The organism is Shewanella sp. NKUCC01_JLK (assembly GCF_019345615.1).
In the GTDB taxonomy this organism is placed as follows: domain Bacteria; phylum Pseudomonadota; class Gammaproteobacteria; order Enterobacterales; family Shewanellaceae; genus Shewanella; species Shewanella oncorhynchi.
The window spans coordinates 154,706-170,505 of sequence record NZ_JAHKRD010000006.1 but is presented as its reverse complement, the minus strand read 5'-3'; the positions used below and the strand labels follow the sequence as shown (position 1 = coordinate 170,505).

Annotated in this window: 13 protein-coding genes; 6 read left to right on the top strand and 7 right to left on the bottom strand. The window is 44.9% G+C overall.

The features are described from left to right. Positions 1-234 precede the first annotated feature (234 nt). Positions 235-1,164, top strand: coding sequence for a helix-turn-helix domain-containing protein (locus tag KO537_RS08470; protein ID WP_173245916.1), 930 nt, complete (start codon positions 235-237; stop codon positions 1,162-1,164). Positions 1,165-1,173: 9 nt separating this feature from the next. Here the strand turns inward: KO537_RS08470 and KO537_RS08465 are convergent, their stop codons facing one another. Next, a complete protein-coding gene (locus KO537_RS08465; RefSeq protein WP_173245913.1) occupies positions 1,174-2,730 on the bottom strand; it encodes a tryptophan halogenase family protein in 1,557 nt (518 codons plus the stop codon). Between the two features lie 67 nt (positions 2,731-2,797). Next, a complete protein-coding gene (locus KO537_RS08460) occupies positions 2,798-5,434 on the bottom strand; it encodes a TonB-dependent receptor (protein ID WP_219234239.1) in 2,637 nt (878 codons plus the stop codon). 623 nt (positions 5,435-6,057) lie between these two features. On the opposite strand from KO537_RS08460, the gene KO537_RS08455 reads away from it, so the two are divergent. From KO537_RS08455 to KO537_RS08445, 3 genes are all read left to right on the top strand, one after another. Further along, positions 6,058-7,197 (top strand): polysaccharide deacetylase family protein, encoded by a 1,140-nt coding sequence (locus tag KO537_RS08455; RefSeq protein ID WP_173497090.1) that lies wholly within the window; start codon positions 6,058-6,060, stop codon positions 7,195-7,197. 213 nt (positions 7,198-7,410) lie between these two features. After that, positions 7,411-8,187: a hypothetical protein gene (locus tag KO537_RS08450; protein WP_219234238.1), complete on the top strand. Its 777-nt coding sequence runs from the start codon at positions 7,411-7,413 to the stop codon at positions 8,185-8,187. A gap of 129 nt (positions 8,188-8,316) precedes the next feature. After that, positions 8,317-8,721 (top strand): DUF3224 domain-containing protein, encoded by a 405-nt coding sequence (locus KO537_RS08445; protein WP_219234237.1) that lies wholly within the window; start codon positions 8,317-8,319, stop codon positions 8,719-8,721. Positions 8,722-8,988: 267 nt separating this feature from the next. Here the strand turns inward: KO537_RS08445 and KO537_RS08440 are convergent, their stop codons facing one another. Next, positions 8,989-9,543, bottom strand: a complete 555-nt coding sequence (locus KO537_RS08440; protein WP_105249747.1) for a BON domain-containing protein — start codon at positions 9,541-9,543, stop codon at positions 8,989-8,991. Between the two features lie 274 nt (positions 9,544-9,817). Then, the gene (locus KO537_RS08435) at positions 9,818-10,273 is read right to left on the bottom strand and encodes a glutamyl-tRNA reductase (RefSeq protein WP_219234236.1); all 456 of its coding nucleotides are present in this window, start codon (positions 10,271-10,273) and stop codon (positions 9,818-9,820) included. A 246-nt stretch (positions 10,274-10,519) separates the two neighbouring features. On the opposite strand from KO537_RS08435, the gene KO537_RS08430 reads away from it, so the two are divergent. Next, positions 10,520-11,890: a sigma-54 dependent transcriptional regulator gene (locus KO537_RS08430; protein ID WP_219234235.1), complete on the top strand. Its 1,371-nt coding sequence runs from the start codon at positions 10,520-10,522 to the stop codon at positions 11,888-11,890. Positions 11,891-11,999: 109 nt separating this feature from the next. After that, positions 12,000-13,076, top strand: coding sequence for an L-dopachrome tautomerase-related protein (locus tag KO537_RS08425; RefSeq protein ID WP_219234234.1), 1,077 nt, complete (start codon positions 12,000-12,002; stop codon positions 13,074-13,076). Positions 13,077-13,391: 315 nt separating this feature from the next. On the opposite strand, the gene KO537_RS08420 is transcribed toward KO537_RS08425, so the two are convergent. From KO537_RS08420 to KO537_RS08410, 3 genes are all read right to left on the bottom strand, one after another. Beyond that, on the bottom strand, positions 13,392-15,071 hold the full coding sequence (locus KO537_RS08420) for a diacylglycerol kinase family protein (RefSeq protein WP_219234233.1): 1,680 nt from the start codon (positions 15,069-15,071) through the stop codon (positions 13,392-13,394). Positions 15,072-15,215: 144 nt separating this feature from the next. Further along, positions 15,216-15,410, bottom strand: a complete 195-nt coding sequence (locus KO537_RS08415) for a hypothetical protein (protein ID WP_028760637.1) — start codon at positions 15,408-15,410, stop codon at positions 15,216-15,218. Between the two features lie 24 nt (positions 15,411-15,434). Continuing rightward, complete coding sequence (locus tag KO537_RS08410) at positions 15,435-15,611, bottom strand: DUF1328 family protein (RefSeq protein WP_028760636.1); 177 nt, start codon at positions 15,609-15,611, stop codon at positions 15,435-15,437. Between the last annotated feature and the right edge of the window lie 189 nt (positions 15,612-15,800).

The following is a 15,800-nucleotide window of genomic DNA, read 5'->3' as shown; positions in this document are numbered from 1 at the left end:
TAGTATTGGAGTGGCGGATTTTAGTATCACTGCAAGGCTGACTTGCTATAGACAATAGTGCGCGAAGGCACAGCTATTTCGCCGCGCTGATAGGTCAAGGCTGGCATTAAAAATAAGGTCTAAGTAATTGAATAATTTAACAGGTTGGCATAACGGCTAGCTTGAGTGAATGGCGTTGAACTATAAGAGCTGATTGAAGCTAAGGTAAAGGAATGAGCAACTGGAGTTTAATGGATGAAACCTCTGTGTGAAAAAGTGATCCCCGATGAAAACAGTTCTTGGCGTTACTTTCGTTATGAATGGGAGCACATGGATCTCAATTGGCATTATCACCCCGAGTACGAAATCTGCTTAACCCTCAACAGTTATGGTATGCGTTATGTGGGCGACCATATTGCCCGTTATGGCGATTATGATTTAGTGATCATAGGCCCAGATATGCCCCACGGCTGGCAATCCGAGGCGAACCTTGGTGTTTCAACTGACGAGATATCAAATGGCAACGCGCTAAAAGACGGCACTTCGAATGCGAGGGTGCAGGAAGTCGTTTATGTGGCACAAATTCCAGCGGTCTGGCTACACCAAATTGTGAATGAGCAACGTGAGTTAGCGTCTTTGCATTCACTTTTGACCCATGCCAAACGAGGTGTGTTGTTTAGTGAGGAAACGGCGCGTAAGGCCCATAGTGTGTTTATCGCGATGGAGACGGCCAATCCTTTTAGACGCTATATTTTGTTATTGGAATTATTAGCGTTATTACAACAGGATAGTCAGCAAGAACTCTTGTCGAGCACCTTGTTTACCCACGGTAGTAAACTCGACTTTACCGTGAAAAAGCTCGATAAAGTGATTGAGCATATTTATGACAATTACACTCAGGCCTTGTCGGCACAGGATTTGGCAAAGTTAGCGCACATGAGCACCAATCATTTCCATCGATTCTTTAAAAAACGCACCGAGAAAACCTTAACTGAGTTTATCAATCAACTCAGGATAGCTAAGGCGTGCAAGTTACTGCTGTCAAATCAAAGTCCGATATCAACCATCAGCGATCAGTGTGGTTTCAACAACTTATCTAATTTTAATCGGCGTTTCATTCAATTTAAAGGTGTCACGCCGAGTCGTTTTCGTCAGTGCTTTAGCAGTAAACAAAGGGCAATTTAACCATTCTTATCACGGATGCTTAGGCTGAAAATACTGCTCCACTAAGGTTTGGCTGTAGCGTATCGCTTGCGCCGTGATCTCCGCTGAAATCGGCTCAAATGGGCGCTTCAGTTTTGGGTCGCGGTAATCCATTCCCGCTAACAGCGCATACCAAGAAGGGCGAAAGTAGGCGAGTTGCTGATCGTATTGGTAAAGCAGTAAATCAAAGTCTTCCCCTTGATACCAAGCTTGCAATAGTTGCGTCAGCCTTTGGGAAATGGTGACTTTTCTCGCCGCCAACCAATAGGGTTCGCTGCGCTGGCTGGTGACATAATGGGCCTGAATATAATCCTTTATGCCGAGCACTAACTGCATGACCGCCTGATTGAGTGTTTGTCGACTTAAGGTCTCTGCCTGCTTATTCAATTGATAGCGCTCGAATAACGACATAAATTTTTCAAGGGTAAATTGGGTCATCATGATCGACGTGGCTTCGAGTGGTTCGATAAAACTTTGCGCGAGTCCTATCGCCAAAACATTGTTGTGCCAAGCCTTGTCACTGACACCGACCCGCATCTTGAGAAACCGTACTTGGGTTGATTCAGGCAGATTAACACTGTGCAACAATTCCTTGGCTGCGGCATTGGCACTGAGGTGGCGACTGCTATAAACATAGCCATTGCCAAGCCTGTGGGTAAGGGGGATTTGCCATAGCCAGCCCGCACTGAGCGCCGTGGCGCGGGTATGGTACTTTGCTTGCTGTGCTTGGGTTTGCAATGCATGGTTTTGTAGATCATGGGTTTGCTGTGTTTGAGCGGAGTCCATTAATGCAGGTACAGGAACAGGTACAGTGACTGCGCTGTCGTTGGGCAGTTCATTGGCGAAGGATTGAAAGGGTACGCCTAGGGTTTTATGAATTAACTTAGCGCTAAAGCCGCTGGCATCGATAAAAAAGTCGGCGTTAAGTCGTTCGCCATTCGCCAGCATTAAGGCGTCTATATGTTGGTTTTGGGTTGTTGAAACTTCAATGACATCGCCGATGAGGTGTTTTACGCCGCGTTGGCAGGCATAATCTTTTAAGTAATTGGCCAGCTCAGTGGCATCGAAGTGATAGCCGTATTCGTTAGCGCAGGGCATTGTTTTATTCGGCCTTGGGCTGAGATTGTGCTTGGCCAATACGCCGCTGGAGAAAAATGCATCGGGTTTAACGGCATTCCCATGCCCTCGGCGTCTTGCATTGGCGTTGATAAAGAAAACTTCAGCGGGTTTCACATCCATTTGACAATAGAAGGGGTGAAAGTATTGCTGCCCGTCCCCATTCCAGTTGATGAAATCGATGCCAGTTTTATAGCTGGCGTGGCATTGTTCCATCCAATCTTTTTCGCTAATGCCTAAGTTGTCCATAAAGCGTTTTAAGTGTGGCGTTGAACCTTCACCAACGCCTATGGTGCCTATGTTGTCCGATTCCAGTAAACAGAGCTCAATGGCGGCAAATACGGGGTTATTCGCGAGGGCGGCCGCTGCCATCCAGCCTGCGGTGCCGCCGCCTAAGATAATGATTTTTCTGATTGCTTGCTTCACTTTCATGATTTATACCCTCTGCATTACCAACGCAAAAAGCCGACCCTAAGGTCGGCTATGCTGTGACTCAAGTTCAAAATTTGTAGCTGGCACCGACGAAATAACGTGAACCAAATTCGATGGTATTTTGGGTTAATCCGTATTTAACATCATAGGATTGCACCACTTCATTGGTTAAGTTAACCCCTTCGAGTGAGATATCTAAGTTCTCCATTGCATGCCAAATAATCGAGGCATCCACTTGTTGATAGCTGTCGTTTAACACGTTTTGAATATTACCTACGCCTAAGTATTCTGAACGCCAGTTATAGGCGATACGGGCGCTGAACAGTTCATCTTCGTAGAAGAGTGAACCGTTGAAGGAGTTTTCTGATACGCCTTCAATCATCTGCTCGGTGCCATCTGGGCGAGTGCTTTTACTGTCAACATAGGTGTAGTTGGTTAAGAAGCCAAAACCGCTTTCAAAGTTATGTTGTAGCTGGATTTCAAGCCCAGTAACAGAGCCGCTACCGCCATTGGCTGGGGCTGTGACACGGCATTTATCCCACTCGGATTCTGATGCGCCGCAACCTTCAATGTATTGAGTAGACTCAGTGACAAACACTACGTTATCAATATCTTTGTAGAACAAGGCTGCCGACAGCATAGAAGATTCAGTGAAGTACCATTCGATGCCAAGGTCAGCTTGATTCGCCTTATAGGGTTTTAAATTTGGATTACCGCCGGTCGCAGTACCAAAGTTTTTCGCTATCGCTAAACCGGGTTTTAGGTCGCTGTAGTTGTTACGCGCCATCACGGCAGAGGCCGAGGCTCGTAGGATTAAATCTTCTTGCAGATCGAAGGCGACGTTGATACTCGGTAACCAATTATCGTAATTAACGGATTCATTGTAGGGCTTGCCATCGGCAAAACCGGTTGAGGTTTGGTCTGTGTTAACGTAACGCAAACCAAAGTTACCACGGTAGAATTCGCCGCTGAAATCCGCTTGGGCGTACAGGGCCAACATATCCTCTTCGACAGTGAAGGTGTTACCGAGATCGGCGACTTCCACTAACTCGCCATTGGCGTATTTCTCACTGATAAACGCCCACCATTTGTCTTCATCTAACTTGGCATAGGAGTCGAGTACATTGCCGCCGCTCTGGGAATGCAGGCCAGACAGCACGCCATCGCTCCAGTTAGCGAGGTTGCCATTGGGCACGAAACCTAGGATTTCTGCGGGGTTACGGTTGAAAGCATTACGCTCGAAATCACTGGTATTGTACTTAATCCCGACCGCAATTTTATTAATAAAATCATGATCGAGTTGATATTCGAAGTCAGACTGCGCGTAGGTGACTTTATGATCTTGCACTGTGGTTTCGTAGTTGGCTTCCTGCGCATGCTTGAACTGGCTAGCATCGTTGGCATCTAGGCTCGTGAGCACCACTTGATAGGGACCTGTGGCATCGTAACTAAAGCCACCATCGACACTGCCTTGACCATTAGGGAAGGCGGGATCGCCAATTTTGCCGCCTTGGTCCGTCGCAGGGATCCACCAAGAAGATGAGCCGCCTTGGGTGCCGCCATCTGAGGTCGATTGGCCAATGACGCCGCTAAGGGTGAAACTGTCCCCGACGTATTTTCCGGTTAAGTTGAGTACGTCAGATTTCATATTGACCGCGTGGCGCACCACAGGGTTATAAATAATCGACGCATACGCCGGCAGAATCGTTGCCGATGCTGTGCCGCCTTGGGCATTGTTCACTACGTTGGTGGAGCCTGAACCGCGGGCGCCAACGGTTAAGAAGTTGTGGTTTACGTGGGGGATATCGAGTTCAAAATTAAAGTAATCTAAGGTGAACTCTGTTTTTTCAGTCGGTGCAAATTGCAGTGTAACTTGGGCACTGGTCCTTTCACGTTCGGCCCTAAATGCTTGTGAGCCAATCCCCCACGCCCCGACAGTTGATTTTTGGTTTTGTGCAGGATCAGCGGAAAAGTACTCATAGTAACCGCTGAGCGATTCTAATACATGCCGACCACTGGTGAGTTTTTCTACTGAGTAAGCGCCTAAAATACCAAATTTTTCATCGTCATTTTTCCAGCTTCCGACGAAAGATCCACTCGGATCTGTTTCATCGTACAGGCTGCTTTGGCTCAACTCACCCGCCACTTGATAAGTGTGAGCATCGAGATCTAAGGGCTTACGGGTTTTGAGATCGACAGTGCCGCCCAGCGCACCTTCTTCAAGGCTAGCGGTTGGCGTTTTGTGGACTTCAACCGCACTGACTTGCTCGGCTGACAATAATTCCATGTTGAAGGTACGAGTGGCAGGACCAAGATCATACCAAGAGGTGCTCGCAACGGTTTGACCGTTCAGCAAAATACGACTCTGTTCTGGCGCTGTACCACGAATGGTGACCCCACTCACTTCACCGTATTGCCTATCGACCGTCACCCCAGAAATTCGCTGCAGCGCATCACCGATATTTTTATCGGGAAACTTACCGATATCTTCCGAGGTGATAGCATCGACCGTGGAGTCGGCGAAGCGTTTGGTATTCATTGAGGCTTCAATCGAGCGACGTATGCCGCGTACTTGGATCACCTCAATATTTTCTGCGGTTGCCTCTTGTTGCTCCGCCGCGATTGCGGTTGAGCTCATCCCGAACAAGGCGTTAGCGATACATAATGCGAGCAAAGAGCTCTTAAATAGTTGACCTTCTGACATGTTATTGCATCCCTGTAGTACTTTTGTGTTGTTTTTTTCTCCAGTTAACTTACCTGTTATCGAATTGTTGATGCGGTACTTTTCACACTAGGATTGGTATTTTTCTATTGTCTTTGAAGCCTTGGGTAAGGGGGATAGTTAATACCAATCGTATTAAATATCTGTTCATTCAGCGGGAATTCAACGCGCTTTAGACAAGGCGAAGGCTTGAAGGCATAGTGGTGCTCTGTCGAAAGCCTTAAACGCAGTATAAAGCGCGTTGCCATGTAGTGAACATCAGCCGCCCTTTGGGAGCCACACAGGCATCCCACTCCGGTGTTGCATTGACTTAAAAGGGAATGACCATTTCTGCGTCAATGCGCCTTGGATTGAAATGCCTGTGAGGCTCTGAACTGATTAGATATTTAATGTGATTGGTATAACTGGGTGCAAAAGCAGGATTTATCGACTTAGCGTAGAAAAGTATGGCTTGTTGCTAGGATGGTATAACTAATGCCAGCGGGATTACTCACTATAGATAAGCTAAACGGATGAGTGAACTCGCTGTCTACAGGTTATGAATTAACCAGTGCGTAAAGAGAACTAACTTATTCATCTTTAAACATTATTTATAGGATGAAATCATGAAACTGAAATCGATAGCCGTTGCAGTTGGGCTTTGTGTTGCGAGCTTGAGTACTGGCTTAAGTGCGGCCTACGCCAGCGATAAAACCATTTACCTTACCTTTGATGATGGTCCAATTGACGCGACCTTAGGGCTGTTAGATGCGTTAAAGGATGCCAATATTAAGGCGACGTTCTTTATTAATGCGTTTCATATGTATGGCGAAGGAGATGAAAACGAGGCATTAGCGGCTGTCGCCCTACAACGTTTGCTAGACGATGGTCATATTCTGGCAAACCACAGTTACGATCATATGCTGCATAACTGCACTGATGGCGTGCAATCTGGGGCGGCATATTGTAATCAAGTTGGACTCTGGCCTGTAAAATCCTATCAAGATGCGGCCACCGATTTCACCTATTTTGTGACGAACACGGCCAAAGTGGTTGAACTTATTCCTAATGCCGCCAGTTATCCCAATAACAAGATGACTAAGTTGGCACGTTTGCCTTACACCAATGGTTGGCGAGTGACCAGTAAACTCAAAGGCGACGGCTTGTGTGCGACATCCGATACTGTGCCGCCTTGGGATCCTGCTTTTGCTTGTACCGCAGAAACCTCGACCAACAGTTCGCAAGTTGCGGTGCAAATTCAAAACATGCTTGCCGAGAGTGACTATAAAATATTTGGCTGGGATCTAGACTGGGGACCAGAGGATTGGGGGGTTGCCTTTCCTGCTGAATCCATGGCCGATGGGGTTGAGCTGGTGGCAAAAGTCAATCAAGTGATTAACACCTGCGCAGGAACGACGATGAATCCGCTTAACAGTCGTACGCAGAACTTAGATTGTAGTGATGGTTTACATAACAGGAAAGTGGTGATCTTGACCCACGACTTCCTGTTTGAGAATGCGCACCGCGGACAAGGTGCAACCATCAACTTGCCTAAAATTAAGCGTTTTGTTGAAGAAGCTCAACGTCAAGGGTATCGTTTTGATACGCTAGATAATTATGCCCCTGCTTGGCAGGATCAGCATAATTATCAACTACCTGAGTTTGTGTCCTATCAAGATAAAATCTATTCCTTAGTGCAAGCGCATTTCTCCCAAAGCAATTGGCAACCAAGCCAGACCCCTGCCTTGTGGAAAAACGAAAAGTAGTGATGTATTGGGCTGAGTATTTACTCGGCCCATCATATTGGTCGAGTAAAAGGCATGTTGCTGAACTTAGCCTGACAAAATTCAAAATAGCGGCATTTTTTATACTTTACCCACTTCGCTTTAACTCAGTATCTGTAATACTGCTCCGACATTGATTTGAAGTTTATCGGTGTTAGAAAAGTAGCGCATAACGAGCGCGATTGGGGAGAGAAGATGAGTACGTTTGTAAAATTAACCATAGCGGCAACCTTAGTGGTATTAGCCTTACTTGCTGCGGGTATTTACCGTTTCAACATGACCAATGATGATATTTATATGGTGATGGAAGATGGACAGGTGATGCAATACGATGAAGCCATGGCGCATGAAAAAACTCAGGCTCAGGCGAATGAGATCGAAACTGTGACACCTTTTGAGGTAAAGCCTGTGGCGAATGCATCGGAAGTGATGCTCAAACTCTTTAGCTTAAATACCGCCAATCCTGTTGAAATAACGCTGCCTGAGGGCGGCAAGTCCGTTGCACTGACACATTTTATTAAGATCAAGCAAACAGAGTTTGCTATGGGCGACTACCAAGATGGTGAGGTAAAAGGTCGAGCATTACTCGATTACTTGCGCATTACACCGTTAAATTTCGATCCCGCTCTAGAGCCGGACACCCAAAGTGACGCACCGATTCAAGATGATCCTAAAATGCAAACTATGCCCTTTGTGGCGCCCTTTATTGTGACGACTCAAGGTTCAGGCGTATTTTGGTATCTTGGATTGTTTAATCTGGATTTTAAACACAATAGCTTGAAACACTTAGGCAGTGTCATGCTTGGCGATCGAATCGAAGTGGATAGTATTGAACCTGTTTATCCTTTTGAAGCCCCATTCAAAATTGCTGTGACTTATCGCGATAGAGCGTCTGACCAACCTATGTCTGAAAGCCCTGAAATAGTCAAAACCATAGAGATGATAGTGAGTGAGACCAGCATACATAAGTAGCGTGTAAATGCCATTATGGATCTGCGCAGGCTTATGCTAAGTTGTTTTTCGGTCTGTGGGTGATGTTTGCTTCAATAGCAAGCGTTAGCAGGTAATAGGTCAGCATAAGATTTCGACAAGGAGAGTGTCATGCAAGTTAGCAAAATCACTGGGAAATTTGATGTTAAGCTCACTCCAGATAGCCCCTATGCTACTGGCATTGGTGGTGTGACCTTAGGGCGTATGGGCTTAGATAAAACCTTTTATGGTGAGCTTGAGGGGCGCAGTAAAGGGGAAATGCTCAGTGCTATGACGTCAGTCAAGGGCTCAGCTGGCTATGTGCCCATTGAACAAGTGGTTGGCAACTTGTGCGGTAAGCAGGGCAGTTTTGTGTTACAACATTTTGGCATTATGACCGATGGACAAAATCGTCTGATCTTAGAAGTGATACCCCATTCTGGGGCGGGGGAGTTGCAGGGGTTAACTGGCACTATGACCATCAATATTGAGAATGGCCAACATTTTTATGCATTCCAGTTTGGCTTTGAAGCTTAGTTTGGCTTTGAAGCTTGAGTAACGCCTGTGTTTTAGCTCAGTTTTCTGTAACTCTTCTCCTTTATTATCATTCGAGTCATCTTAATTCACCCTTCTTAATTTAAGCGAGTAAGTCTTTTCGATTGAGTCTGAAAATGGACATAAAAAAACCAGCTGAGGCTGGTTTTTTTGATTCTTTTTTCATAAAGCACTATCGAACCTTGAGTCTAGATCGGTGTGCTGTTACTTAAAATACGTTTAATTTAAAAAGTGCCGTTGTCGCGAGAGTTAAGACACTTTTTTAACAACTTTAATTTTATCAACGACCTTTTTCACATCGTCGGTATTTTCGGCAATTTTCAGTGCTAACTGACGTTCGGCATCGCTGGCAACTTCACCTTTCAATGTGACTATGCCATTGGCAACATCCACATTAATTTGGGTGCCGGATACGTCAGTTGAAAACAGTAAACGCGTTTTGATGACTGTGGCAACTTTAGAGTCAGTTAAGGTGGCAACAACTTCACTGGTGCCTTCTTTTTCATTCATCACAGTGAGTTGGTTATCGACATCTTTCACCCCATCTAAGCTCTTGATGAGCTCTGTGGCGAGGGCTTTATCCACACTGCTTTCCACTTTACCTGTTAACGTCACTTTACCATCTTTGACATCTGTAATGATGTCGAAGGAATTGAGATTCGTGTTGAGCAGTAAAGTGGTTTCTGCTTTACCATCGATCCACGCATCCTTGGTTCCGCCTTTCCAATCTTGGGCGGCGGCCACATTTAAACTGATTGAACCGACAAGTAAAGCCACTAGTACTGATGCTGTTGTAGTTTTCATAATCATATCCTCCGTTGTTTTCTCGAAGCTAGATAATGCGCCAATCGTGCCAATGTTTTTAAGGTGATGATTTTTAATGTTTTAATTGTTTTATCTGGCGTTTTTATACCTTGGCATTTTCCTTTTGGTCGGTCTTTTTTACCGACAAAATGTAATTTTTTCTGGCATGCTGAGCCATCATTCGAGCATAAAAAACCGCACTCATCAGTGCGGTATTATGTCTGTAGTAAAAGTGGGGGAGTCGGTTAAATATGGCTCACTTAGCGAGAGGGAATTAATGGTGATTGAGCGATCCCGTACCGTCGTAACTCATTTGCAGCCAAGCGGCGCCTTCTGCAAGTTGGTTTGCAAGTTGTGGCTGATGCGCTTGCCTTACTGCTTGTTTTATTTGGATTAGCACTTGCTGCTCTATGTCGACAAGGGCGGTCATAGCCTGCGAAATTTGGCACTGTTGCAGCAATTCTGTTGCTTGAGTATAAGTGATGGGCACGGTGTGACTTAGGCCATTAATTGGCTCGTCAGCCAAACGTCTCAGCTGTTCAAACCGAGTTAACATTCGTTGGTGGATGTTAGCTTTGGCGGAAAAAACACGCTTAAGATTATAGTCTTCGACATACCTCCTCGCTTGGTTGTAAAATGTGAGTCCTTCTTGATTCAGCTTGATGATTTCATCGATCAACATGATATCGGCGCGGATATCAGTCTGATGTTGCACAACATTAGACTTCATTATGGGCCTCCTAATGCCAGTGTTCGACATAGATTGTTTAACTGCTTGGGTAAACTGATTTCGTTTCGTTCAGCTACCATGCATATTCTGTTCTCGTTTTTAATGATATTTTAACAGGCTGATTTTTAGACTGATATTCTCAGTTCATCGAGATATCATCTTAGAACATCGGCAACTATTACCGTTGCTGTTGTTAAAATTTCATGGCTGACATACAGTAGTTTTTCATACAGGGAGTAGATACGCATGGCTCGACTGACACTTTTTTATCACTTGCAGGATGTTGGCGCCGAGCAAGCAATCATCGAACTTGCTGGCGCTGCTGACTTTAATAAGCTACGCAGTGTCGATGACTTGCCTTGGATAGAGCAGCTAGGGGCAAATCACGTCGATGTTGCCATTATTGAGTTATCCAGTCTTAGTCGAGAAGATTACCTTGTGCTGCTGGATAATACGGCCATGTCAAATATTGAGTTTATTTTTCTCTCCGATGGTCAGCCAAACCCTAATCTTGATCAGTTAATGTCTCATTTTGCGGGTTACCACTTTCGCAAACCTTACGATATGCCGCTAATCAGCGAAATTTTTGCTGATTTTGCACAGTATTTAGCATCATCGCCTAATCGACTGCATCCTTTTGCTAGCGAGCTAGACCAGTACGGTTTGCTTGTTGGTTCATCAGCTCCTATGCACAAGCTATATCGTACAATTCGTCGCGTCTCTGCGACAGGCAGTAATGTGCTGATTATTGGGGAAAGTGGGGTCGGGAAAGAACTGGTTGCTAATACCATACATCTTGCCAGCCCTAGGGTGAACGAGCCTTTTATTGCGATTAACTGTGGTGCATTAAGCCCTGAATTGGTCGACAGTGAGCTGTTTGGTCATGTCAAAGGTGCATTTACGGGGGCGAATCGCGACCACAAAGGCGTATTTGAACAGGCTGAAGGCGGGACTTTGTTTCTCGATGAAGTCACCGAAATGCCGATTGATCATCAAGTGAAGTTACTCAGAGTGTTGGAAAATAGCGAGTATCGTCCTGTGGGTGGTGACAAAGTGCAACGTGCAAACGTACGTATTGTGGCAGCGACTAACCGTGATCCCATAGTGGCGATAGAGGCAGGGCTATTTCGAGAAGATTTGTACTTTCGTTTGGCTCAGTTTCCCATTCGCGTTCCGCCCTTACGGGAACGTGGCGAAGATATTATTGGGCTTGCGCAGCATTTTCTTGCCTATCGTAACGTGGCCGAAAAGCAGAATAAGAGCTTAGCTGAAGACTGTATTCAGATGATTGCTAAGTACCCTTGGTCTGGTAATGTGCGCGAATTAAAACATGCAATTGAGCGAGCCTATATTCTGGCCGATCAGGATATTTTACCCAGCCATTTACAGCTACCTCAGACGAATGAAGTGGGTTTATGTGGTGGTGAGCAAGTTGTTATCCCCCAAGGCATGCGCTTAGATGATTTAGAGAGAATCGCTATTTATCAAGCACTAGAAACCACTCAAGGTAATAAAACGGATACCGCCGAACAACTGGGGATCAGCGTTAAAACCCTCTACAACAAGCTCAGCAAGTACGAGCAGCAAGTCGAGACCGGTGAAACGACTGCTGAATAAACATTAATTATCAAATTAATATTGAAACAGAGCTAAACTTTATACTCTTTTTTTTGTAAATAATAACTCCTATTCTACAGCCCTTAAACAGAAAAAGCGGAGATAGAATATGAAACACTTATTAACAACAGCATTATGGCTTTCTTTGACAGCCAGTAGTTTTGTGAACGCCACCCCAGCAGTAGGAAGTCTTGAAACAGTCGCTGAATTGCCAATACGACCTGGCAATGTCAGCGTCACTGCACAAGGTCGGATTTTTGCCACAGTACATCCATTTGATACACCATCAGGTTTGCAATTGATTGAAGTTAATCGTGAGACCAACGCTTATAAAGCTTGGCCTTCAATGGATTTGCAAAAAACATCGACAGCCAATACTGCTCAATTTGATACCTTATTAGGTATTGCTCAGGACAAGGCTGGACACCTCTGGACCGCAGATATGGGGTTAGAATTAGGCCAGACAAGGATTTGGGGATTCAACATTAAGGACGGCAGTCTATATAAACAAATCGTCCTACCACAAGCTCTCGCGCCTAAAGGCAGCTTTATGCAGGATCTGGTTGTCGACTCTCAAAAAGGCTGGATTTATTTAGCCGATATCGCCAACCCTGGCCTCTTAGCGGTGCGTATCGACGATGGCCATACAATACGTTTTTCAGGTCATAGCTCGCTGCAGGCCGAAACGGATGCAGTAATGAACATAGATAACAAAACAACATTGTTTAATGGCAAAGTCGCCAGTGTAGCGGTCAATCCAATCAGTTTATCTGCCGATGGAAGTACACTCTATTATGGTGCAATGAATGGCACTCACTGGTATCAGTTATCGACTGCGGCTTTACAAACAGGCAATAATGATAAAATTATCGCCACGGTAAAATTAGTCGGAGCCAAGCCTGTATCAGATGGCGCAGCAACGTCCAAACAAGGTAATCATTACTTTACCAATTTGAACCACAATGCCATTTCCATGCTAGATAACAAAGACACACTAACAACAGCGGTCAGTTCTCCACTACTGGATTTTCCTGATAGTGTGCAATTTGGTGAAACAGGCTGGTTATATATTTCAGTGAATCAATTGCATAAAGCAAAAGCCTTTAATGGAAAAGCCGAAACAGCCAAACCGCCTTATCGTATCATGCGACTCTGGACCGGTGAGGATACTGCTGCGGGTCAATAACACCTTAGCTGCAACTGCAAAGTTGCAGCTTATATTTGCAGTATGAGTTATATCGCAACTGTTTATTTACGTTGATGTGAGTCTTTGGTTTAACTCGAAAGCGTCTGGAAATGAGTTAGATGTTGATTGTGCAAACTATCAATGCCTCTTATTGTTACTGGCACAGATCAATATTAAAGGTAGTGAATTTAATTTCATGCGGGTACTGGTTCTGCTGGTTATATTTATTTTGTTGAATATTTTATATTTTTTGTTCGTTCTATAAATGCTCAGTCATCCAGCCTAAAAAGTTAGGCTGGATGTCCTCCACAACGATCACTCATCTTGCTCAGTGGTTTCCTGATAAGGAACAAACACTTTAAGAGATGCTGGCTGGACTTCTATCGTGAGATCCGCAGGCTCAAATACTTCACCATCAATCACATATTTACACTTAGGCTGGCTGCTGATAGTGACCTTTTTAGCATGGGCATGATGGACTTTACTTGCACTCGCTTGTTGATCTCGCACATTTTTATTACCTTCTTTCACCCATCCTGCAATCGCTAATTCAGCGAGGCTAAGCAACTGCTCTTTGGGTTCATCGCCAGCATCCAACCAAGTAATGTCGAGTAAACCGTCGGTCATGTTTGGTTCGCCATCGCCCTGCGCCAACACGCTGGTAAACGGTGCGGCATTGGCAACGATTAGGCTATGGGTCGTCAATGTTGTGGGTTTTGCATCATCTAAGCTGAGCTGGATGGTTAAAGTGATATCGGCATTCACTGCGCGCCATAAGCCATCGAGGTAGGCAAACTGGCCGAGGGCATTTTTACGCTCACGGTTCGCGGATTCAATCATTTGTTGCTCAAACCCTATGCCTACGAGCAACAACACTAACTCCTCATTACAACGCGCGGTATCAATGGCTTGGCAATGCCCTTGAATAATATTATCCAGCGCCTGAGAGATAGGAATAAGCTTACTGCCTAAACCAAAGAGGGCATGGCTGAGGGCATTAGTTGTGCCAAGAGGAATGATGCCTAAGACGATATCCGTATCAACGATTTGAGAGGCCACTTCAGTCACAGTACCATCGCCACCACAGGCTATAATAATATCAGCGCCTGCATTACGGGCTTGCTCGGCGAAGACATTTGCGGTTTCGTCTGCTGTTGTGAGTTTTAAAGTCAGGTCAAAATAGGCTTTGAGTTCATCTTGGATTTGCTCGCTGTATTCTTGCCATTTCCCGCCACCAGAGACTGGGTTGGCGATAATCCACGCCACTTTGTGGATGTTAATTTTCCCTTGACTGAGCATGCGATCTAGCGCGCGTAATTGCCATTTGTTTAAGCCAGCGGTTTTGCGTATTTGCTTTATCTGTTGCAGTACTTCGGCGAAGTGCTGTTGTTTATCTTTACAAACCAAATAAGCGGCGAGCACCAGCACTGAGCGGCCACGACCCATAGCACAGTGGATGAGTACCTGTTTATTGGCGCGTACTTGGCGGTGCAGCCAGTTAACGGCTTGATTGAGTTGGGCACTGGTCGGTACGCTATGGTCGAGGATGGGAATATTTAAATACTCGATATGATCTTCAAATTGCGACCAATCTAAGCCATCAAATTCAGCGGTGACATCCAGAATGGCAGTGATCTTATTGGCTTTAATCTTTTCCAGATCTGCGGAAAACAGTCTACAGCCGAGATACAGATGTTCATCAATCCTCTGCATGGGTGGTACTGAATCGTATTTTCTGGCCCAGTGGTTATAGAGTCGACTGCCTAATAAAAAGGGAATAAAACCCCAACGAATATACCAAGGGATAGTGCCATCTTGGCGTTTTCTAAAAATACTGGCGAGATTAAACCAATAGGCTGAACCGACTAAAAACAGTGACAGACTTGTCCATGCACAAATGAAAGTGAGCAGGGGAGAAGTGTCTGTTACTGCAAAATAGGCTAACAATACTGCACCTGCAGTGTACAAATATTTGATGTGGATCTTCGTTAGCATGCAAGTCCTCCAATGCCATTGTTCTTGGTTAAAATCGTTGCACTTGAATGGATAGATGTCGAGATGAGAGATGCAGAAATGAGCGAGTCTAAACCAAAAGGGTGGCAGTAGACGAGTCTATTGCCACCCTAAAGTGAGGTTTGTTTAGCACTTAGTATCTTTAGCTTTAACACCTTCTTTGACTTCTTCACAGGCATCTTCGATGGCATTACCTGTATCAGTCATTACTTCATCGATTTTTTCGCCCGCGTCTTCGGCTTTGTTATCACTACAGGCCGTTAAACCTAGGGCGAGTAATAATGCGAATGCTGCACTTGTCATCAGGGTAAATGGTTTCATATCTATCTCCTTTTCTAAAAAAAATTATAGTCGCGGTGATTTGCCCTTAAGGGCATTGATCAGCAGAGAAATCACTAATAACACAATAAATATGAAGAAAATGATTTTCGCTATTCCCGCCGCTGCGCCAGCAATCCCAGCAAATCCTAACAACCCGGCAATCACGGCAACAACTAGAAATACTAATGTCCAACCTAGCATAATAACCTCCTGCCCTTGTATTAATCCTTCGCATGACCGTTTGTGTCACTTGTAAGGTAACGGCTAATGGCTCTTACTTGATTGCGATCTTAATGCCAACTTTAAAAATTTTAAGTAGTTAATTGATTTTAAATATAATTTAAATCATTTTATTTAAAATGGTGTGAGTGAATTAAAAGAGGGGTAGGC

Excerpts from the sequence above, each read along its gene's own strand:
- KO537_RS08465 (WP_173245913.1), bottom strand. The coding sequence starts at position 2,730 with ATGAAAGTGAAGCAAGCAATCAGAAAAATCATTATCTTAGGCGGCGGC.
- KO537_RS08460 (WP_219234239.1), bottom strand. The coding sequence starts at position 5,434 with ATGTCAGAAGGTCAACTATTTAAGAGCTCTTTGCTCGCATTATGTATC.
- KO537_RS08410 (WP_028760636.1), bottom strand. The coding sequence starts at position 15,611 with ATGCTAGGTTGGACATTAGTATTTCTAGTTGTTGCCGTGATTGCCGGG.
- KO537_RS08435 (WP_219234236.1), bottom strand. The coding sequence starts at position 10,273 with ATGAAGTCTAATGTTGTGCAACATCAGACTGATATCCGCGCCGATATC.
- KO537_RS08455 (WP_173497090.1), top strand. The coding sequence starts at position 6,058 with ATGAAACTGAAATCGATAGCCGTTGCAGTTGGGCTTTGTGTTGCGAGC.
- KO537_RS08440 (WP_105249747.1), bottom strand. The coding sequence starts at position 9,543 with ATGAAAACTACAACAGCATCAGTACTAGTGGCTTTACTTGTCGGTTCA.
- KO537_RS08415 (WP_028760637.1), bottom strand. The coding sequence starts at position 15,410 with ATGAAACCATTTACCCTGATGACAAGTGCAGCATTCGCATTATTACTC.
- KO537_RS08430 (WP_219234235.1), top strand. The coding sequence starts at position 10,520 with ATGGCTCGACTGACACTTTTTTATCACTTGCAGGATGTTGGCGCCGAG.
- KO537_RS08470 (WP_173245916.1), top strand. The coding sequence starts at position 235 with ATGAAACCTCTGTGTGAAAAAGTGATCCCCGATGAAAACAGTTCTTGG.
- KO537_RS08450 (WP_219234238.1), top strand. The coding sequence starts at position 7,411 with ATGAGTACGTTTGTAAAATTAACCATAGCGGCAACCTTAGTGGTATTA.
- KO537_RS08425 (WP_219234234.1), top strand. The coding sequence starts at position 12,000 with ATGAAACACTTATTAACAACAGCATTATGGCTTTCTTTGACAGCCAGT.
- KO537_RS08420 (WP_219234233.1), bottom strand. The coding sequence starts at position 15,071 with ATGCTAACGAAGATCCACATCAAATATTTGTACACTGCAGGTGCAGTA.
- KO537_RS08445 (WP_219234237.1), top strand. The coding sequence starts at position 8,317 with ATGCAAGTTAGCAAAATCACTGGGAAATTTGATGTTAAGCTCACTCCA.